This is a genomic window from Dyadobacter jiangsuensis, assembly GCF_003014695.1.
Taxonomy (GTDB): Bacteria; Bacteroidota; Bacteroidia; order Cytophagales; family Spirosomataceae; genus Dyadobacter; species Dyadobacter jiangsuensis.
This window is the reverse complement of sequence record NZ_PYAS01000008.1, coordinates 352241-374243: the sequence shown is the minus strand read 5'-3', so window position 1 is coordinate 374243 and position 22003 is coordinate 352241. Positions and strand designations below refer to the sequence as shown.

The 22003-nt window shown below is 44.4% G+C and carries 14 protein-coding genes; 1 reads left to right on the top strand and 13 read right to left on the bottom strand.

Annotation, left to right across the window (positions count from 1 at the left end; translation table 11 throughout):
- Window positions 1–128: 128 nt before the first annotated feature.
- The 6 genes from CLV60_RS18500 to CLV60_RS34270 all read right to left on the bottom strand — a co-directional run bounded on the left by CLV60_RS18500 (window position 129) and on the right by CLV60_RS34270 (window position 7687).
- Entirely contained in the window at window positions 129–1097 is a 969-nt protein-coding gene (locus CLV60_RS18500) for a hypothetical protein (RefSeq protein WP_106596850.1), read from the bottom strand.
- A 1-nt stretch (window position 1098) separates the two neighbouring features.
- Window positions 1099–3255, bottom strand: coding sequence for a DUF342 domain-containing protein (locus CLV60_RS18495; protein WP_146151573.1), 2157 nt, complete (start codon window positions 3253–3255; stop codon window positions 1099–1101).
- A gap of 100 nt (window positions 3256–3355) precedes the next feature.
- Entirely contained in the window at window positions 3356–5389 is a 2034-nt protein-coding gene (locus CLV60_RS18490; protein WP_106596848.1) for a hypothetical protein, read from the bottom strand.
- A 311-nt stretch (window positions 5390–5700) separates the two neighbouring features.
- Window positions 5701–5871, bottom strand: coding sequence for a hypothetical protein (locus CLV60_RS34275; protein ID WP_170118815.1), 171 nt, complete (start codon window positions 5869–5871; stop codon window positions 5701–5703).
- Between the two features lie 630 nt (window positions 5872–6501).
- Window positions 6502–7392: a hypothetical protein gene (locus CLV60_RS18480; protein ID WP_106596846.1), complete on the bottom strand. Its 891-nt coding sequence runs from the start codon at window positions 7390–7392 to the stop codon at window positions 6502–6504.
- A gap of 151 nt (window positions 7393–7543) precedes the next feature.
- Window positions 7544–7687: a hypothetical protein gene (locus tag CLV60_RS34270; protein ID WP_170118814.1), complete on the bottom strand. Its 144-nt coding sequence runs from the start codon at window positions 7685–7687 to the stop codon at window positions 7544–7546.
- A gap of 960 nt (window positions 7688–8647) precedes the next feature.
- Here CLV60_RS34270 and CLV60_RS18465 point away from each other — a divergent pair.
- Window positions 8648–9982 (top strand): OmpA family protein, encoded by a 1335-nt coding sequence (locus CLV60_RS18465; RefSeq protein ID WP_106596845.1) that lies wholly within the window; start codon window positions 8648–8650, stop codon window positions 9980–9982.
- A gap of 21 nt (window positions 9983–10003) precedes the next feature.
- Here the strand turns inward: CLV60_RS18465 and CLV60_RS18460 are convergent, their stop codons facing one another.
- From CLV60_RS18460 to CLV60_RS18430, 7 genes are all read right to left on the bottom strand, one after another.
- On the bottom strand, window positions 10004–12829 hold the full coding sequence (locus CLV60_RS18460) for a tetratricopeptide repeat protein (RefSeq protein ID WP_106596844.1): 2826 nt from the start codon (window positions 12827–12829) through the stop codon (window positions 10004–10006).
- A gap of 12 nt (window positions 12830–12841) precedes the next feature.
- Entirely contained in the window at window positions 12842–14011 is a 1170-nt protein-coding gene (locus CLV60_RS18455; protein ID WP_106596843.1) for a hypothetical protein, read from the bottom strand.
- Window positions 14012–14149: 138 nt separating this feature from the next.
- Window positions 14150–15703: a serine/threonine-protein kinase gene (locus tag CLV60_RS18450; protein WP_106596842.1), complete on the bottom strand. Its 1554-nt coding sequence runs from the start codon at window positions 15701–15703 to the stop codon at window positions 14150–14152.
- Window positions 15704–15799: 96 nt separating this feature from the next.
- Window positions 15800–17320, bottom strand: coding sequence for a protein phosphatase 2C domain-containing protein (locus tag CLV60_RS18445; RefSeq protein WP_106596841.1), 1521 nt, complete (start codon window positions 17318–17320; stop codon window positions 15800–15802).
- Window positions 17321–17813: 493 nt separating this feature from the next.
- On the bottom strand, window positions 17814–19196 hold the full coding sequence (locus CLV60_RS18440) for a caspase family protein (protein ID WP_106596840.1): 1383 nt from the start codon (window positions 19194–19196) through the stop codon (window positions 17814–17816).
- Entirely contained in the window at window positions 19177–19947 is a 771-nt protein-coding gene (locus CLV60_RS18435; RefSeq protein WP_170118813.1) for a caspase family protein, read from the bottom strand. Before CLV60_RS18435 ends, CLV60_RS18440 begins: the two co-directional genes overlap by 20 nt.
- A 7-nt stretch (window positions 19948–19954) precedes the next feature.
- Window positions 19955–21709: a M48 family metalloprotease gene (locus tag CLV60_RS18430; protein WP_106596838.1), complete on the bottom strand. Its 1755-nt coding sequence runs from the start codon at window positions 21707–21709 to the stop codon at window positions 19955–19957.
- Window positions 21710–22003 lie beyond the last annotated feature (294 nt).

Genomic DNA, 22003 nt, shown 5'->3' with positions numbered 1-22003 from the left:
ACCTGTGCGGCAGTCAGGATCCAACGAGGACAATTTGCGGGATTAATGTTGACAAGTATTGAAACCATTAAAGAATTACTATTCGATTCCCAAATATTTCTCAATACTTGTGAGCCGCTTACTTACAATCATTTTAAAGTAAGCGTTTGCTTAGTGACTTCGTTGCTTTTTACTGTAGTCACCGCTTGTCCCCTCAAAGTATCTTTGCCGACAATTTTTATCGCCCTCAGATAATATGCAGCGGGATCAATATTGTAAGCAGTCGCGCTTCCGCTCTTATCCGAAGACATTGAAAACACACTATTAGCTCCGGTCTTGTCAAGATCATAAATGGTCTGACTCTGGTAAACAAATACGGTAGCTGCTTGGATCGGTGCTTGGGAAACATCAATTGTCTGAATTTCCATGCCATTACCCTTTGGATTGGTTGCCACTGTCAGAACGATTGTTTTAATACCTTCGGCTTCGACAACAGTTGTACCCCTGGCTAAAACGTCGATATTTCCAACACGTCCTTTAATCAATAGGTAATAGGTTTGCGGCGCAAGATTCATCTTGTTGGCCACACCAGCGAGGTTGGTTGTCAGCTCAAATGTCTTGCCTTCCACCCCACCAGCATGATAGAAACTACTGTTACTATATCCCCAGACCACCATATTCGACAGGCGGGCTTTACTTGTATCCTGCACGATGACATGTATACCATTTTGTGTGCTTTGGGATGGATAAAGCATCATCGGCTCACCCTGCCCCTCCCTAAATTCACCGATCTTATAGGTAAGTTCGCCCTCATACTTGATGGCACCTGTATCGATTTTTGCATAGACTTTATAGCCTACAGCAGGATCAATGCCTTCGAAGGTATAGCTTCCGTCTTTATCGGTTCGTTTCGAATTCAAAAAAGTGCTCGTATTCGCTAGGTCAGCTAAAAATACTTCGATTGATTTCACAGGTACGGTATAGTTGACACCATTTATGGTGTCTTTCATCAAGACCCTGCCACTCATGATCTTGGAACCACTCAAATCATTATACGTACTTTTTTCGCACATAGACATCGCTGCGGCAAAAAACAAAATGATACCGATCAGTTTCATGTTATTTGAAGAATAATTTGACAAACTGGACAAAAAGAACAGGGTTTATGCTGGCAGAGTAGTACAGACCAGTCCTTGCATAGCTCCGACTGGTATCTGTCACACGGTTGCTCTGGATTCGGTAGCGGGTTTGCAATGCATAGTTTTGCCCCACGGAAACATTTAGTCCGGGCACAATGTCGTAAGATCCTCCCAGATAAAGGTTTTGAAGGGGTTTTAACATTTCAGCTCCAAAGAATATGCTTAATCTTCGAAGAGGAAAACGTGGCAGAATCGAATGATCCCTGTTATAGTTTTTGAAAGGGTAAAACTTAAATCCTATAATTGCTCTGGATCTTGTCTCAGACGTACTTGTTCGCAGCGTTCCTCCGGTCGTATCAACAGAGGTTACCGCCAGTGGACTTTTGTGAATAGCAATTCCAGCGGCCAGCATGAAATAGCGCATTTCTCCGATTTTCACTGAGGTTTTGGCCATGGTTGTTGTTTTGAGCGTATCCTTGCTTGTGTACCGTTTCAGAAAAATGCTATCAATAACAGCTTCGCCGCTCTCAATACTTGTTTGTAGCATATGGGTTTTATACTTGGGATCTGAATAAGCAATGCCATTGAAAATATCTTTATCGAGCGGAAAGATCTCTTGTCCATCCTTTTGCCAGAGACTTTTGGCGAGTTCCTTTAGAAAAGGTTGAATAGCGCCACAAATATTATCCTGTCCTCCGGCGCCCTTTGGTCCCGGTAATTGTTTGGTAAAGAAAGAGGCTGAGAAGCTTTGTAGCTGCTCCACAGCCCCTGCCGGGATTGTTGTGAAGTCGAAGCTTGACAACTGTTCATTGACCAAGGACGTAAACATTTCTTCATCCTTGAAGGGAGATGCCCGTTCTTCGATTTTGACACCCTGACTGCCAGGCACGTTGTGTGCAAGAACATGGAGTATGTGTCCCTCAGGTATTTCTTTGACCTTCACCTTCTGTAGGAAATGATATTTAATACCCTGATAGTCACGTGAAGCATCAAACTGTTTTTGAGGATACTGACCGTCAATATTTTTAAATCTTTCAGAAAGCTTAAATTTTCCTTCATAGAGTATGTTGAGTGTTTTTAACTTCGTTAGGTTTGCATCGTCATCTAATTCACCCTTCACCTTTTTTAGCTTATTTTCAATAACCTTTATTTGCTCGGCAAGCTGTTGCTCTTTTAATTGTACCAATTCAAAATGTGAAAGCTCAGACAACTTTTCATCTGTCTTTGTTCGTGCACTATCAAGAAACATTGCCTTTTGCTTTGCCTGAGTTAATTGTAATTCCCAGTCTTTCAGTTCATTGGAAAGCTTTTTTCTTTGCACTTCTGCCAACTGATTGAATGGGTTGAGTGCCAACCGACCTTTTGTCAACCAAAACCAATGGATTAACCAGTCTTGTAGATTTGTCAGCGCTCTTATTCCATCTTTAAAATCGTCAGCATTTGTAGTCAAATTAGCCGACGCCGCTTTTTTTAGTCCTCCCATGATGAAATCTACTTTCTTTGCAAATAGGAGGCTCACTTCGCCCTTATACCATTCACGTATTGTCTTATTCCATGGATCATCCTGTACCAGCTTAAAATGAAGTTCCGACCAAGGATCAGAGAGACAATTTACTCCCTGAATGTTGCGTAACTGTCGGAGTTGTGCGGAAGAGAATTGGTAGCAGCCCTGTTCACATGAATTGTTGAGTAACAAAAGCGGAATCTCTTCGACAAGTAAACCACCTTTATAGACTTCAACCTTATATTGCTCTTTGATATTCTTCAGATAGCTCACCAAGGGTACAATTTTTTCCAAGTTCAGCTTCGAAACCTCGCCAATAAGTTTTTCCCAACCTTCTGGCTGACAATCGGGACCTTTTTTCAAAAGGGCAATCATGTTATCGATACCGGCTACAAGTTTGGGATAATCCTCATTCGTTTTAAAAAAGCAGTTGTAGGCATTTTTTACGTTATTATTTTGGAGTAGTGCCTTGACAGAGTCTAGATGCACAGCCATTTTTCCAATCTGAGCTTTGATCTGTTTGTCTGTTGCCTTCACCCTAAAGTCAGGCATTGTTTTATCGGTAACATAAATCTTAGGGAAACTCCACATTCTCCCAGATGGGTCAAAGGTTATTTCTTGCGTATCTTTCATCTTTTGAAAGATTGTTCGCTGCCCAAACGAAAGGATCACTGGGGCGAAGAAGCATAGGACCCAAAGGCCCATTTTTTTGTTGAGTATCATGAGATAGAGGTTAAGAATTGGAACTAAGCATTTCATCGAGCCCGCTGCGAAGCTGAGCTATCGACCGGGTTGGGTCGGTAGGTGCTTTATCTTGTGGTCCTGTCCAATGCTGGCCAGATAAGGCAACCCAGGACTCATCATTATAGGTTTCATAGAACTGATTGGACATAAGTAATCGCCTTCCCCATGAAATTACAATGAAGTGTGTCTCGGAATATCCAATCACGGCAACGGCATGTCCTCCCCAAGCTTCCAGCTCATCGGGTTGATCACCTACCTTGATCTCCCATCGGTCTTCATTTTGCACCGAGACTGGCATATTAAGCCCGATCATACATCCACCAAACCAATACACCGCTCTTTTTAATAAATCAATCTTTTTCTCCTCGATCGGAACAAAAGAGCTGATACGTTGACCGCCCAGACCAACTTCATTCCAGTGCTCCATAAATTTATACATGTCACATCCTTCACTAGTTTCAGTATTGGCGTCCTGCAAGTCAGCGACAATTTCAAATGCTTTCACGATGTCCACATCCGTTGGGATCGTCAATGGCGCTTTTGAAGCGGAGCACCAAGATATGATCAGGTGAGCGGCAGCCGCGGGGACGCAAGTATTTAGCTCCAAATTTCTAAATTCCCTCCAAGAATCTTTAAAGTTATTCGACCAATCAACGGGGCCTTTTAGAGGTGTCAATTGACTCGCAGCAAGGCTAGTACGCCGTTCTTTTCGCAGCTTAGTCCTTAAGTCCCTGATTCGTTCTTTGTTTGCGGCAAGCTTTCCAAGTTTTGGCAAGTCATCTGTCTGGGCATTAGGCGCCAGCTGCTGCGCGGCTCCGAAGCTGAGCTGATTTAATTGTGCTTTCAAATCAGCGACCCGATTCTCTAATAATAGACTTTGACTCATTGTCTGACTGGCCAAGGCAGCAACCTGTGCATCGTAGCGATCTTGCATAGATTTTGCGACGGCAGCAAGCTCCTGATTTCGGGTAATTCTGAAATGAAGGAGCTGGGAAGGTATCGCGAAAATCGCTTTGAGTATGTTAACGGGTATCGAGATAAAGCCCTCCACTTCGCTGGCTTTCGATATCGCGTTTTCCACCAGCATTCCATTTGAGAATTTAGGCATGCCAGTATGTTTTATGAATCGTTTACGTTCTATCGGAACAGTGACCACCCGTGATATATCTGGAACATAACCCGCTATCTGCGCTTGCTTAGTAGCTGTTCTACCAGATAGATCAGGTCTCATTAATTCCCAGCAAGCCGACTTAAGTGGACGGGTCATAATTCCAGGATAGTTTACATCTGCTTTTATAGCCAGCCTTTTTAGTGGCGCTTGGTTTGCTAACTCAAATGATGCATCTACCTGTAGGGAATCCAGTTTTATCTTCCATGGGCGCTGAATTTTGGCATTATAGATTTCATCTGACGAGATACTAAACTGACGCTGGAACTGAACATAGTCGACGATTACTTCGTCATGATTCGCTACTAAACCACTCATTGCGGTAGCCCGGTTAGCGGCTTCGGTCAGATTTGGCTTTTCTGCCCCAGCTAAACCAGAACGAACGATAGTTCCTATACGATCATCAGTTTGAACTTCAACATTCTCAACCAATCCACCCTGATTGGTTGCTATTTTTATCTGATCGACAGAAAAAATATCTGGATGATAGTCTATTAGCAACAGATTTGTCGAGTCGGCCACAATGGCCATTGAAGCCTCACAGTTCATTTCCATCAGTTGGGCTGAAAGTATCTTGTTGTCTGATTTGCGCTTTGTAACCTGAATGACAACACCAACCTGCAGCTTCATTTCAGCAGAAGGTAAATAATAATGATGATGCGCCTGATCTTCTCCATGATCTGAGGCAAGCCTGGATGTCAGAATCTTTCCGTTGCCTAGAATCAAATTAGCTATGTAAACAATAATTAAAAGAAGGACGATTATTCCCAGCGCGACTAAGAGATCTTCTACCTCAATTTTAGGCAGCCATACAAATTTAGGCAGCCATGCAAAAGAATACCCATGAGCTATCATTTGATCTATGGTTAGTAAATGTGATTATTATCGGGTTCATTCAAATCCGGTATTCAAAATTAGAGAGATGTGAACTTCTTTAAAACCGGAAAAATACGGTATTTAGACCAGACTTATACGGTTATTGAGCCGTTCCATTTCGTATTTCGTTGCCCCATGTTTCAGCAGTCAGAGATAACAAATGACTGCGTTTCCACCTCATTTAAGACAACAGTGTCCTATTAGCTTACATCGAAACTGACGATTTTAGTTCGGATAACTTCGACTACCATACTCATACGGATTTTCACATTGACTTTGAGAAATACAGACTACCGATAGCCTTCTGCCTTTCGCGGGCTTACGCACATTTTCTCAGCAACTTCTGAATAGGTCAGATCGGTACAAGAGAGCTGCACGAATTGCCGCTCGCGTTCATTCAAATGCAGATGTTCACGGGGAAGTACTTCCTGTTGATTTATCGCTTTGACGAGTTGCTTCATGATATACTCGGTATGGTAAGCTCTTTCTCCAATACATGAGGTGGTTTTTGTGGTTTGCATCCTCTCAAATGGTATCCGCATTCACTATTCTGAAGCATTTTTAATAGATTCTTCGTTATCATTCATTGAGAGAGTTAATATTTTCAGAGAAGGGGATTCTCCTTCAACCATTTAACTGCCAGATAACCATCCATATGGGGTATGTTAATGATTTCGCCTACGACACCTGATTCAAGGCACCTGATCAACGCAGACCTGCTTTTTCGAATCGATTAATAAGACTCGATAAGGCTTTTGCTGTTAGTCATGATCGTCGCCAATGGCAATACGGATGTTCATGTGTTTAGGAAGGTAAGGTGGCATTTATGATATTCGTTGACCTATCAGTACGTTCTACCCACCGCACCTTACTCATGCATTAACCACTTCGTGCAAAAATCTCTTTAAAAGTTGTATTGATGAAATACAAAAAATAATCAATCTTGAAACAAGATAGCATTAATTTCTAATAAAGAAGCGAATTTTTTTTCATGCCTTAACAAATTATAAAAGCAAATAAACTGACTCTTATATTGCGGCGAGGTGTAATGTTTAATCTCTAATTTCAAACTGTCTGTGGTTTAAGGATACTTACACCCTGGGTATTATTTTTTTGAATTTTTTTGTCTTTTTTAGCAATATCCATGATGTGGTGGATAAAGCAATAGCATAACAGATACCCCATACTATTATTATTTCATCAGTCAAATCCGATTTAGAAACAACACAGAGTGTGCTAACGGTTGGGAGTATTACTATTGTGAATAAGTTGATTGTATTGCTAATTTTTGTGCGAAAAATTCCCATCCATGGAAACTGATGGAGAGTTGTGTGATTTTCTTCAGTTGGAACAAGGCCATTTATGTGATCTGCAAGCATAATCATATACAGAATGATTCCTAGAATGAGAATTGGCGCGATCAAGTACATATATTTCCCCGACACGTTCAAGCCATTAACATCTACATCACTCGAATTTTTATATTCATATTCAAGCGATCTTTCATTCAGATACGATTTTGCTGCCGCAATGTTCTTCTCACGCACGACATCCCATACCATCTTGAGACTTGGCATAAATTTTAGGTGATTGTCCATCAAATTAGTACCAAATAACTCTGGATTTTTCTTGAATAGCTGTGACCTGTTTATATCAACATTCAGCTTATATTCTTCAACCAAGAGAAGGTATATTTCTTCGACCTTATTCTTGTAATCAATCGCCTGTTGCCGCTGTGCTGTTTGTCCGGGAGCCAAAATTACTCCGTTTTCGACATCTTGGAGAGAATCCTCTATCTCTTGTTCTCTACTTTGTACTTGATAGATTGAATCGTAACAGGTCTGCAACTTGCTCAACTCATCAATGGCGAGACTGTACGGGTTCTGGATTTTAACGAACGACACTGAGAAAATTACAGTTATTGTGCATATCAAGATTAAGAGATGATGCGCGCTCCGTATAGATTCAATAGCTTCTTTCATAGCGGTTTCGTCTAGGCTAATTCAAATTTAGTCGTTTGACTAATGAGGTAGATTGCCGTATAATAAATAGATCGGAGCAAGGCTCCAACCGTTTAGCCCAAGGGGCACAACGTGAGTAAGTACATCGACAAGCTCATAACCCGCCCAGCGGCTACGTTGCGAGAGCCACCACACCATTCTCATTTTCCCCGTGCCTGATGTTCGGGCCTTTGTATTTCCTGATGAAGGGGAATTTCAGACACTTCCTGCTGTTGGCGATTCTGGCGGGTTGCACCCACGGTATTTCATGGATCATTTACCCATTCGCTGTGTATGAGGTCAACAAAGCTAATTACCTAAAACGCGGACAGATGACGGCATAATTTGGCGCGTCCAAGTTCTTTCAAACCCGAATACTGCAAACAAGCAAGGAAGCTTTGCCTACTCGGCGCACTGACAAGCAACTATCGGATTTCTTTGAGGTTTCCGAGCAAAATGTAAATAATTAGAAGCAAAAATTTCCCGAGTTTCTTGATGCTCTAAAAAACGGAAAGGAATTGGCAGACGCCAGTGTAGCCCATAAGCTTTACTACTGTGCTATTGGATATAAGCATAAGGACGTCCATATCAGAAATTACCACGACAAGATCACCTTGACGCCGATTATCAAGGTTTACCCACCAGACACGACTGCTTGTATTTTTCTGGCTGAAAAAATCGTAACCCTGCTAATTGGAGGGAGAAGCCTGAAAGCAACGAACCAGCGGCGGCACCGGAAATATGAGTGGACTACATTCTGAAACCGGATGAGAGCGTGCCGGATGCTCCAATCCTCTTAGCCGGTTCAGCTCACTCCAAAACAGGCGAACATTTTCGTATGGGATGGCAGCAAACAGCCCGTTTCCGCGAGATCGTATGGGGACGACGGTTTGGAAAGACCTTCCTCGGTAAAGTGGAAATGCGTAGGCGGCACGCCTCGCAATGAAATGGGGCCGTAAGTATTGAGAATGAGATATGGTATGGCGCTCCTACGTTCAAACAGGCCAAGCGCGTGTTCCTGAAACGACTGAAACAGGCAATCCCTGCCGAGTGGCGTGATGGTATGAAAGAAAATAGAAGGCGTGATTCATCCGATAAATATCCCAATTCACGGTGTTTTTTAACGACAGAAGTGTATTTAGTTTCTCAGTTTGAATTTGGGGTGAATAGTGCTAAATTTAAACGGAATGTGTGGCTATGAAACTACTTATGATTTACTGTCGCTCTTATTGACTCAATGAAAAATGTCGGATTTGCCGAAACTTGCATCGCGTGGAATGTGATTCGTTCGAACTTGATATTTATACTCTTTTGCGGATTTCTTTCCAGAGATGCCGTGGCAGATTGTTTGTATTTGCGTGTCCTTGTTCAGGATGCGGTCACTCGCCAGAAGATTGTAGCACGGTTGAGTGTTGAAACTTCTAATGGGTATCTTCCGATAATGAATACCAAAGGGTCGGTCATAGAAATTGACTGTTCTGCGATAGCGTTGATTGTTGAGAAGGAGGGTTATCGTTCCCGGACGTTGCTACTTAACCAGGAGGGCTTTAAAGGTCCTGGGAGACCGATACCAGTACTAATCCCTTTAGTCCGGACCGATCAACAAGCCAGTGATAGGCCTTATTCGCAGTCAGAGCAGACTCACTACGTCCAGTCATCGGGTGGTAAGAATACAAAAAAGGTGATCCAAAAGTCGGTATTCGACGCGATGGATGTTAATACCGGATTAAGCATTTCGGCTCAGGCATGTTTTTTCTTTACAAAAGGGGTAAAAAGAACTTGTATCGACTTGGAAAGGTCGAAGTTGTCGGAGATAGATTTTGTGGAAAAAGACATCGTAGCCCTCGAAGTCAGGGCAGACGGATATCAAACTTATCGAGGTAACATTGTGGTGGAGAAAATGAGGAAAGACACAATCTATCATCACATACGGCTTTTGCCCGATCTTGTCGTGCTCACAGTCGAAGCGCCTCAGACCAGGTTACAATGCAAGCTACGTACGCAGACTGGCGGTATCGAAAAGCTTGTAATGCCATTGTCAGACGAACTTGGACAATTCTGCTTTGCGGACCTTACGTCTGGGGAATATGAACTTCTATTTGCGGATTCCAGCGGCAGGCCTTTGCACCGGCAAACCGTAGTGCTTCGAAAAGGATTGAACGTTGTTTCAATTCCGACAGTGTCGGTTGCGTCGCCGGTATCGGATCCACTGCTGGCCGTGCTTCCTTTGCCCGATCGTATACATACAATCTATTTTCACAGGAGCAGTTATGATCTGCAACCGGAGTCACAGAAGCTTCTTCTTGAGATTGCTCATTTTTTACGGGATGAAACAGCATATTGGATTCGCCTCGTGGGCCATACCGACAATGTTGGCAACCAACAAAGGAATTTGATTCTCTCTGAGCTGCGTGCGCAGGTTACGGCCAATTATCTTTTTAATCTTGGCATCGCCAATAACCGGCTTTATAAAATGGGAATGGGGAGTCGCCAGCCTGGTGCTCCCAATGATACCGAGGAGAACAGAATGAAGAACCGACGCGTGACCATTGAATTTTTGATTGACAAATAGTACTCGCCGGTTCGAAATAGGCTATTTCAGGTACTTATCGGTGAGTTGTTTGAAGGATTTGTTTTTTTTGAAATCCTTGCGTACGGTGTCAAGTAGTTTATCTTTACGTACATAGGATACCGTCAAATTACCGCTGCTAAATGCTTTTTCGAACCATTTAAGTGCATCTGCTTCTTTGTTTTGCAGAAGATTAGCACAAGCAGTGGCGTAAGCAGCCTCTGCCATGTGGGTTCTTGAAGCGAGACACTTTTCGAAATAGACTAAACTCGAATCTGGCTTTCCAGCTTTTATATTGGCAATTCCCAGTGTCATCCAGCAATCATATCCACAAAGCGTCGAATCAGCAAACTTGTCAACCCTTTCTAAATCCAAAATGCTTTCATGGTACTGGCCAGCCAGAAAGAGTGTATTCCCGCGCCGGAGCACAGTCTTGTTGAATAATACTCGTGCCGAGTCGTAAAGAACCACCTCCTTGTAACTATCCAATGCCTTTTGGTAGTCGCCTTTTTTTTCCAGTGCATATGCTTTGGAAAAGTACCTTGCTGGTATAGCTGGGGCCAAATCAATCGAGCGTTGGTAGTCATCTATTGCCCTGTCCAGTTTTCCAAGAGCCTGATATGCCTCACCACGGTTATAATATCCTTGCGCAAAGTTTTTATCAAAATCCAGCGCTGTATCGTAATCTTCCACTGATTTGTCGAATTGAGCGGTTTCAAACTCACATTTTCCTAGCAGGTTATAACTGTCTCGGAAAAAATCAGGTGTGTGTAATTTTTCGATTTTTTTTCTATTGGTCTTGATAGTCATTAATATAGGAATTGCTTCGGAAAACTTATTAAGCTCTGCCAACATAGTACTCTCGCCTAGTCGCGCTTTGTAATCGTCAGCGAATAGCTCATAGGACTTCTTATAATCCGCTGCCGCGTTTTCGTGCTTCTTCAGTGCGTGCCACACTTCTGCACGTCTATGGTATGCTGCATTATATTGTGGGTTCAACTCCAATGTAGCCGTTAAGTCATCAAGAGCCTTCGGGTATTCGGTAAGGGCCAGGTAGGCACGTCCGCGTTCGTAAAGAGAGTACCTGTCGAGTGGATTAATAGAAAGTGCTTCATTGAAAAGGGGCACTGCATCAGCATAACGCTCTTCTTGGTTTGCGGTAAACCCTTTGGCGTAGAAATTATTGCCAACCGAGTCGGCCTTGAGTGTATAGTTATCGGGAAGTTTGTTTTCCTTAGCCTTCGTGAAATCGGCCCCAGCTTGACCATAATCGGTAAGACCGACATATGCCATCCCACGCCAAAAATAAGCGATTGAATGAGTGGGACTTAGTTTAATTACATTCGTAAAATCGTCGACCGCCGGTTGGAACATCCCTAGTTCGTAACGTAGATGCCCGCGGTCGAAAAAGTATTGAGGTTGTTCAGGGTTTAATGTAATCGACCGAGTTAAATCTTCGTCTGCATTCTTATGGTTGTTGGTGCGAATCCTCAAAACTGCACGCTGGGCAAAGACTTCAGCGTTGTTAGGGTCTATATTCAGGTAAGCGGAGTAGTCAGTGATGGCTTTCGGATAGTTACTCTGTTCTTTATAAAGGTCTGCACGGGCGAGCAAAGCCGGAAGGTTGGCAATATCTAGCTCGATAGATTTGCTAAAATCTTTCATAGCTGCTTTAGTATCACCTAACTTGATGTAACACCGCCCGCGGCCAAAATACCAATCCGAATTGTCTTTTTCTTTTTTTATAATTCGATCGTATTCCCTAACTAGTTCTTTGTAGTCTCCCGCGGTATAACGTTCATCGTACTCAGCCTTGATATTCGCTTTGGGCGTCAGTTCCTTCACTATCGCCGTTAATGCTACTGAATCCGGCTTCTGTTCCAGCAATTTGTAATAAAAGCTGATTGCCTCGGCGTAATTTCTACGTTTTGTGGCGATCTCAGCCTTTATCCCATATTCTCGTATAAGCTCGGCATCCTTCTGTTGTGTTATGATTTTATTGATGCGGATCAATCTTCTACTCGGAAACAGGTCATCATACTGGTTTTTTTGATTCCGCTTATCAGCTTCGGTGTACAGCTCCAGGGCTGTTTCATAGTCTCTGCTAGTAAAAGCTTGGTCTGCTTTGCTCATGAGCGTATTGTACGAAATCAATTCCTGACGTTCCTGCTCACGTTCCAGTTGCCGTTGTTTTTCTGCCGCGTCGTCCTGTAAAACAGCCAGACTATCGGCCGATGGAGGAAGTACTACGTCATTCAGCGCGACGTTAACGGAATCCTCCGGAATCCAGAAGGCTAACCGTGAAATGGCCACAACCCACTTTTTCCCATTTTTTTCGGCACGCAATTCCGCCACACGCCGGATAGGCTGATATGTCTGAGGGTTCTGCGTGTGTTTTCCTTTGAAATGAGAAGTATAAAACACCTTGATGTACTTATATTGAGGTGTTTGCTTTACGTTCGATAGACTTATGTCGGAAAAATCTATTGTCCGTTCCGACTGTTTGGCATAAAAAAGGTCCAGATTGTTCAGATACTTATCGGCCTTCAAATCCAACACCTTCTCGCTGTTTACCTTGGCGGGATCTATGTCGTCTTCAATAATCACATTCCCGTCATAAAAAATCCGGTTGTTGCTCGGCTGATAACTGTTTGTACTGATTGCCTTACGTTCCGACTCGTTCAGGTCGTCAAAAGTGAGGGTATTAAGCAGGTCATTCAAGCCCTTTTCGATTTTACGTTGCGCGAGGAGCTTGATTTCCTCGCTATCGCGATGCGTCAGGTCTTGGGCCCGTCCCTGATGCGACAATAAACCAAGTAAAATTACCAGAACGTTAAACTGTACACGCATATCACTCTGTTTTTAATTGCTACTACTTACACCAATATTGCCGAGGAGAACTTTCCAGCCGTCTTCATCCTTTCCTTCAATCGTTTTCTTATAGGATTCAAGTTTTACGTTTACGTCTTTTTCTGTCACATCTGTGTAAAGCACATCCTTTCCGTTTGCACTGTATCCGATAAAAGTCTGCTGACCTGAGATCACTCCATAATAACTGCCGTCAGCCTCTTTTTTTAACTCCTTCACATATTGGATTTCGTTCCACTCAATGGCTACTCTGCCGTAAACATTCATTTTAAGGCGGGTCAGGTATTCTTTGATTTTAATCCGACGGACGCCGGGATTTTTTAGGGAAGTCACCTCGATCATAGCGTCAGGCAGGAAAAGTTTGAGAGCTTCTTTGATAGCGGTTTCTTTGTCTCCTTCCTCGGCCTCTTCGTTGGCAATCTTGTTCAAATACCCCACAAACTCGTCTACCGTCTGCAGAGATTTTGTGCGGTACATCTTATATTCTTCTTCGGTAAGAGTAGGTTTGGTTGTTTTCGCCACCCCGGCGGGGGGAGGCGCGGGCACATTGATCGCCAGCTCTTTTTTCACTGGTACTTTACCTTTTGGTGCAGGACGCCCTTTCTGGGCCGGTATTTTCAACATTGCGAGCTTCTGCACTTCGGGGTGCGTCCTTTTGAGGACTGGCACAATTTCTGCGGTTTTGGTCAGCAGCTTATGTTGCCCATTTCGGTAAAGAACGACCGCAACTTCCCGTTTGTTGATGGACGCGGCGGCACCAGACTGCGTCTGATAGTTGATCACGTCGTCACTTTCATAGGAGATGAGACCGGGGAATGCCTTAGCCGGGTTGGCTCGGATAATAATGTCATATGCTTTTTTACGCGCTATTGCCCTATTGAAATCAGTGATTTGCTGGGTGGCTTTGGCTGGATCCGGAGACAAATCAGCGATAACAATGTGCTGGCCAGCTTCATTGAACGCAAGCATGACGTTTTCGCGGCGCAGGTAATAATCGATGACTTTGTCGGGACGGGAAACGGATATTTTTACTTTGTCGTGAGTGGCCCCGACAAGTTTTCCGGTAGAGCGATTGCCGTTCGCCAGGTAAATCGACTCTTGACCGACCACTTGTGTTGTGAAAAAAATACCAATTAGGGCGGAGATGTAAATGAATCGGCTCATTGAGTAGTTAGATGCTATAAATGTTCACTGATTGAGGAATGGTAAAGAGAGCTTATTTTATGAATACAAATTTTGAAAGGCGCATTTCTATGTTACGGTAATTTCGAAAGGATTTTGGCTATCGATCGAACAGGCCATCTAATGGTTACCGGCAAGTCCTTTTAATTTTCCCTGTGCCTCGATATTTCCTTTGCTGGCTGCCTCCTTATACAACTTGATAGCTTCTGATTGGTCCTGCTTTACACCCGTGCCGGTTTCATACAAGCTGGCCAGTCGTGTTTGCGCGCTGGGCGAGCCTAGGTCGGAAGCCATGCGATAGAATCTGGCAGCTTCCGCGAAGTCTTTTGGCTTCCCATGCGAGCCTCCGAAATAACTGTTGGCGATATCGTGCAGAGAATCTGCTTTTGCCGCTTTTGCGATCTCATCCAACATATTCAATTCCGATATTTTTTTCGCATTCCCCGTTTCGGTAGCGGTATTTGTGGCATCCGCGTCGCCCTCTTTCCATGGACGCCAAACGATCAGAACTATTGTAATGCATAGCGCAACTAGCCCGCCATATAATACTACCCTCCTCGGCGACGAAGCCGGAGAACCGGCCGGAGGGATTTTCATTCCAGGGGCACCCTTGGGGGGAGGTTCGGGAGCGAAGCGAGGTATGTCAATGGACGCGGCAGTCAAAGGTTTCGGGTCGGGAGTGGGGGCGATAGTCGCCTTTCTCAGGTCATTTCCCAGGATTTTTGATGCAATGGCCGTCGGAAATTCCAATTCCGGTTCGTTTTCTCTGTTGGCTGGTATCTCAGGTTCGAGCAATGCTTCCAATGCAGCCTGCATTTCCTGGCAATTTTGGTAGCGCTTGTTTCGATCCTTCTCAGTTGCCTTGTTGATTACACGGTCAATCCTCAGGAAAAAGCTACGCTCATCCTCTGATAGGCCATCCAGCGTTTCCGCCAGCAGCGGTAGCGGTTCTTGCCGAATTCTATTCTGAACCGCCACGACAACTTCATAAGTTGTGATTTGTGGATAGGGTGACTTGCCAACAAAAAGCTCCCACAGACTTACACCGAGAGAATAAATATCACTGCGCCAGTCAACATCCACCGGGTTTACGACTTGTTCCGGGCTCATGTATGCTACGGATCCCATTTGTAATTTGGGGTCCGTGAGCGTGCTTTCTAACGTTAGAATTCGCGAAATCCCAAAATCGAGGATTTTAGGATCGCCATTAGGCTGCACTATGATGTTACTCGGCTTGATATCCCGATGGATGATACCGTTTTCAGTCTTGCCTTTGATCTCAACCGACACATGATGCGCATAGTCGAAAGCCATCAATAGTTTGATCATAAAACTGACGGCCGCTGCCGGCTCCCGGTAGACTAAGGGATCCTTCCTCAGTTGTTCGGCTAGTGTAATGCCTTCAACGAATTCCATCACGAACGCGTCCTTTTCGGGATCGAGCCCCAGAATGCGAACAATACAAGGATGACGCAACTGTTCCAGGATCTCGGCTTCCCTGATAAATCGCTGGCGGATTCTTTCATCGTCCCGAAGCTGATCCAGTAAAAACTTAATGGCGACTTTCTCTCCTCTGCCCCAGGTGCGGCGCGCTTCATACACGACACCCATCCCGCCAGCTTTGATTCGACGGGTAATCTCGTAGTCAAATACTCTACTGCCAATTATGCTCATCGCGATATGCAAAGTTAAAATTTGCTCGCCGCTGTGCGTACATCCAAACCCGGAACATAAGATTAAGTATGTAACACCGTGCGGAGCTTTTTGAAATTATTCTGCTACAAGATTACCTTTCGGATCGATCTTAAATGCTTTTCCATTTTTAGTAACCAAGGCTGTGCAATCATTATTAAATGATGCAGCAGCACTGTACCGTAGTCCAATAGCCAACTGGCCGTTCAGATTCAGGTATCCATACCGCGGCCCCTTTCTCACAGGAATGCGGTTACAATTCACTTCCCCTTTTTCATCGTAGACATGCCCATCCTCGGTCAGATAGATCGTTTGCCCATTTTTTGCAGCTTCTGCCAATCCGTTTTCAAAACTGCTGATCGACTCGAACTGTGGTTGGATTATCCAGCTTTTCCTGTCCTTCCCGACCAATCCGAACGTCCCGGATGCGTCGTGTCCCAGGTATGTTCGCATTGAAAGTTTTTTCCCGATTTCCATCGAATGGATTGCTCTGTCGATTGTTGAGTTGCTTGTTTCGTGGGTAGCAATCGGGGGGGCTGCCGGTTTAGGCTCTGTAGACGTGTTTTCCGCGTTGCTGGTACCTTCTTCAACCGGATCTGTATTGGGGATAGGGCCGATTTTTGCTTCGTCCGCAACCGAAGCACGACGACCCTGCAAAGGTATTGAAGAGCTGGTGGCTTTGTTATAGATGTTCCAGCCAAATGCCGCTGCAATACTTAGAAAAAACACTGAAAGTATCCAAAGCCATCGGTTTTGCGTACGAACATGCTTGCCATGATACCGGTTGGCGGCGGACTTGACCGGAGCCGAAAAGGCCTGACTTTCAGCTTCATTAAATGCGGATCCTCTGACAACCCTTTCTATCGGAACCAGATAAGCGGAAAAGTTATCTTTCGTATTGCCGGAACAGCAATTATAAAGTGCATTTATTTTTTCTTCATTTGACCTAAAACTTCCTATTATTTCTTCAAGTAAACGGTCACTTACTTTTTCAAGTACTCCGTCCGAGCAAAGTAGAAAATAGTCTCCAGACTGGGGGTCGTCGATTAGCTGCACAGAGGCTTTAACGCGGTTGCTTCCTCCCTGAATGGCGCGGGTAATAATATTGCGTCTTGGATGATTTACGGCTTCTTCCTGAGAAATTACTCCTGCCTTCACCAACTCGTTGATGTAGGAGTGATCATCTGTCTTCCATTCGATTTTGCCGTTCCTGAAATGATAAACACGACTGTCGCCGATATGCGCGACCGTGGCACCGTTGCCGTGAAGAAACAGCAGCGTAAGGGTTGTTGCCATATCGGTGGCACTTTCATTGACAGTCAAATAGCTATTGAATTTATCTTCCACATATGCAATGCCTTGCTGAATAAAGGATTCAGTAGGGGCCTCCCCGATTCGCTGTGTGAAAAACTCATCCAGACATGTTACAGCCATCTGGCTCGCGACTTCGCCATAGTGAGATCCTCCGACCCCGTCGCAGACCATAAACCACCGCTGCGATGGGGTTGCAGATCTCGGGTCTGGAAAGATGGAGTCCTGATTGTTTACACGATTGCCCAGCTCCGAAAATCCTAGCGGGGTGGAAATATGTACTTCCATGGGAGAACGGTTAAGCACAAAAGTCGAACGCGGTAAAACTGTGTCGGCGGTTTGCCTGCCTTAGGTTATATAATTTGCATTTCAGGAATCTGTGGAGATTCTGGAAATGCTTTATGTTGGGACAGAGCCTTCCTATCTGGATTGATTGCAATACCCCGTCGGCGCCTACCCGAGTTAAAAGTCGAAGCTTTAGGAAGGACTATTTTTACTTTTATTGAAGTGGATCGGGCTTTACGGTAATCAGCTCTATGTTGACCGGCAACAAAAGAACCTTCTGCAAAGCGCCAGATAGTAAAGCTAAAAGATTTATCCATAATTTAGAGGAGGAGTAAAACTGCTACAAATCAGTTCAGGTTGTTTGTTTGACGCTACTTAACTTGTAATGCAATTACGCAATTTTTTACAAAAATGAAAGCAAGAAGAATTCTTTTTTTTGCTGTAACATGTGTGGAATAATGAGTTTTACTCGCTCTGGCTTGGGAGTTAACCGGTCCTATTTGCAATCACGCATCAGATCCTGAATTCGGGCGGCGGCGTTACGCAAGTTTTCAATTGGAATCCCAAGCTTGGCACTTGCTTTCATGGTAAATTGCGGGTGATTCAGATAGTATGCAGTGTCATCCAGGTATTCGGCAGTTTCCTGGCTTATCTCACTAAACCATTGTACCTCCGATGCGTCCAATTGTCCTACGTTCAGTTTTTTTACCAGTTCTTTGAAGAATTCCTGCCTTCCGGGCTCATAGTAGCGCTTATATTCTTCGACAGCCTTTGCATCCCCCATTGTCAGAAGATCTTTTTTGAACTTTTCGAGCCAACGCAGCTCCTGTTGCAAAACACTCACGGCAGTAAGATTGATGGCGCATTTATTTCCACCTGTTTCCGTATGACCATCGACGCTACTTTTCTTCGGTTCGCCTTTTTGAAGCGGGGCAGGTATACCTTCATTTTTTGAAGTATTATTCGCTGCCGGGGTGGGTGACTTTGTATTTGGGCTATTTTCTTTGCGCGCTGCCTCATTATTGGCGGGGTAAATGTGAAAAACAGGCTCCTGCCTAGCTCCTTGTTCCGCGGCGTAGAGCGACGTTGCTTCGGAAGTCCTTGTTAATAACATTTCCCAGGTTGGTTTTTGCTTCTCAGAATTGGAAACTATTTGTTTGTAAGTTTCAATGAAAGTTCCGAAAAACCACCCGCCATCCTCGCTGCTATTTGATTTTTGGCCTCTTTTACAACTTTGCAGAATAATGCTCATATTGCTCCGCAAAAACAATTCTTTGAGTTTTTCCGCATTTACGTCCGAAACATTTAATGCGATGCCGGTTCCTTTTTTAGCTTTAGAGCGATCATTGATCGCGCTGTTACACGATTCTCCAAAGGCCAGCGTAAGTCGCGCCCCTTTTTTTCTTAGTTCATCAAAAATTACCCCGAGATTTCTGGAATTAGTCACTCCCGGACTGTGCCCGTCGGATTTGAATAATAACATCGGTTCCTCTCTCTCCGAGTTGTTCCATCCGTGCCCCATAAAATAAAAAAACACAATATCTTCGGCAGCAGGACGCAAGGTAGATATAACCTGATCACACTTGGTTGCCCTGAAGTCATTTCCTCTGAAAATCATCACGTGCTTGTTAAGATTGATAGTGCCGCATAACGTATCGACTATTAATTCAAGATTCGCGATGTTCATCCGGTTCGGCGCCGAAAGTCCGGGATCATCCGTATCCGCAAAAACAATGAGATGAAAATTTTGCGACTGTACAGGCTCCGAGGAAGCGGAGAAGGTTGCAAAGAATGCAAAAAAGTACTTGAAGAAGCGCTTTATGTCCACTTTGTAATGGAGTAGTGGTGAGAAAGTTTGTTTATTCCTCTGCTTGGTCATCGTCGATGCTGGCAGGACAATCAATTCCCAATCGGGCCTGTTGGGCTCCGGAAGTGAGCACTTTCAGTTTTTCCTGCAAAGAGGCTTTGACAGTGTTTTCCGCGCGGTTCAGGCCCCAGCGGGGACTCGGATCGGTCATTTGCTCTTTAAGCGCAGTCAGAAACGTAGCCAGGAACAGTGAATTGCCATTTTTGTCCCGCATAGCCCGTTGTCCGGGCGATGCTGAGGCTATCTTGATAAACATCCGCTTACATTCCAGTTTACCAAGAAACAACTGCTGAGCGCTCTCCCTTAGCGTAGGTGGGTGCGGTCGGGGTACGAGCCGGCTTATGTATGCGGGTTCCGATTGATTGTCGCAATCCGCGATCACCAGAGTAAGGTGGGCTTTTTTAGGACGCAGGATTTCCATTACTTCGCGCATGGGCACTTCATCTGCACCGGCTTTCATGACGGGCCATACCTTGTCGCTGGCCGCCTCACCTTTGCCGGAGTAGTAAAATACGATAATATCCTTACTTACCGCCACGGTTGTCTTTTTGATCTGGGATAAGAGATCTTCTTTGTTATTCAATGTTCTTGTGCTCACCGGATAGTCCAGATACGGGCCCGCATACTTCCAGAAGTTTTCCATCTCCGAACGGTCTTTCACACTTAATTTGTCGCTCGGGTCGGCAAGGAAAAAGAGGTGTATTTTCTGCGCCCGTACGGATAGGCCCGCGAATACGAGTACAATGAGGAAAGTTGCTTTCATGATAAAGCTATTTTTTCTTTTTAACCGGAGGCTTGGCTTTCGTGTTGGTACGTTTGGGTTGCGTGGTTTTGGCCGTTTTTGCCGAGGTACCAGGCTGTGCAGCGGCATCGTTCTCGTCTTCAGCCGACAATCCCTTTACAAGCCTCTGCATTCGACGTTTGATGACGCTATACTCAGGTTCTCCCTTTGCCAGCGCATCAAGCTCTGCACTCTGGTAATTCCTGATGATAACCGAATTGAGATTCTTATATCGTGTTCCCGCGGCGGGGTGAGATGCATAAATGGACTCGATTGACTTTGCGAATACGGTTGATAGTTCCGCAACTTGCTGTACTGTCAATTGTGAGCCTTTGGTCGCGGCGGTTGTTGCGATCGCAGGTATTTGGTTCATAAGTCGTTCCGCAAAGGACTTGGTGGGAATGTCCGGGTTTTTCGTTCGCAGATTGTGCCAAACCTTCGGCACCTCCCGTGGGTCATAGCCAGCCTCGTAAATATAATTCAAGCCAATTCTATCTGCTTGATTTTCAAGCTCTCTACTGTATTTGCTGGACAATGCGCCACCACCGAATGCGGTGACATAAGTTGCAAGGTCGTTCACTTCGAAACCGTACGCAGATGCCAACGCGGCCGAGGCCTTGACGCCTGCTGAGGCAAGACTAACACCTTGGTTTTTGGAATATTCCTGCCTGGCGTGCCGGTAGGTTACGTGTGCGATTTCATGCCCTAATATCCCTGCCAGTTGCGCTTCGTTACTTAGTTCATTTAAGAGCTCCGTGTGAATGAACACAGTACCGTCTGGGTAGGCGCAAGCATTAAAGGTTGTGTCTATAACTACATAAAAATTAAAATCAAGGTAAGAAGGGTGGTCTTTGGGTAGTCTTTTAATGTGGTCCGGAACAAGCTTTTTGCCAAGCCGATTGACATATGCGTTGATAGTTTCGTCTTTAAGCAATTTGAATTTAGCATTCCCGAACGAAACTTCACCTGCATCTGCAGACAGTTTCTTTGTCAATTTAAGAGTTTGCACCAATTTGTGATCGGTATCAGTAAATTCGTCGGGTTCAACTGTTCCAGAGTCTACCAATAGTGTCCCATCAGGTTGGCGTTTACCTCTTAATTTCATCTCCATTCCTTTTTCCATGTCTTTAAAGGAAGTGAATTTTCGGCCCTTGTATCCTTTGTCGCCCACTAGCGCAGCGCCACTGTTTAGTCGTACAGCTTGTCCGTCCACTGTGGCAACGTCTCCATCCAGTTGCTCATAGGTTCCGCTCAAAGTTCCGGTTCCCTTCAGATCGGTAAGAATTGTGATTTGTTGCATGATAAACTTCTTACTGTACCGGTATTCCTGAAAAACTACTTCTATCTCAAGACCGGGTTTAATCAAGCTCTGATTCTTAACGTAAGGCGTCTTATCCACCGGAGGAATAGGTTTTTCTTCTTTTGATTTCTGTCCTTTTGCCGATGCCTTTTGTTTGCGTTCCAGGTCGCGCTGTATATCCCTTTCCCGTTTTTCGCATTGGCGTTCGTACTCTCTTTTCTCATTTTTGTCGAAAAAAACGAGGACGCTATCACTCATTTCAATCAGCGAATAGTAGTCATTGAAATCTTCTTCAATATTTACGCGCAAAACCGAATGAGGGGCTTTGTATTCTACTACGTAGGTAGGGCGTGTGTGGAGGACCGGCACTTCGGATTGCGCAAGAGCGTAATGCGCAAGCGCACAACACAGGCAGGTAAACAACGGAGTTGAGGAGAATTTCATAGGAAGACAATAGAGGATTGAGGGATTCGAGCTTAAATTTATGTAAAGAAAATTGACAGATCAAATTACCTTTTTTGTCAATGGAATATTTATTGAAAAGTTATTTTCAAGGTCTTCTGCCGGTCCCATACTGAAAAAAGGACTGGTGCTACTTGTTAATCTTAATGATTTCTTCAAATGATTAGTGGCGGCATTTCATCAAATATATTGATGCGGTTTCTCTTAGAAATGTCGGTATGGAGGCGCAATAGACCTGTTAAACTTTAGTATCCTGAAAATATTTTTTCAAAATAT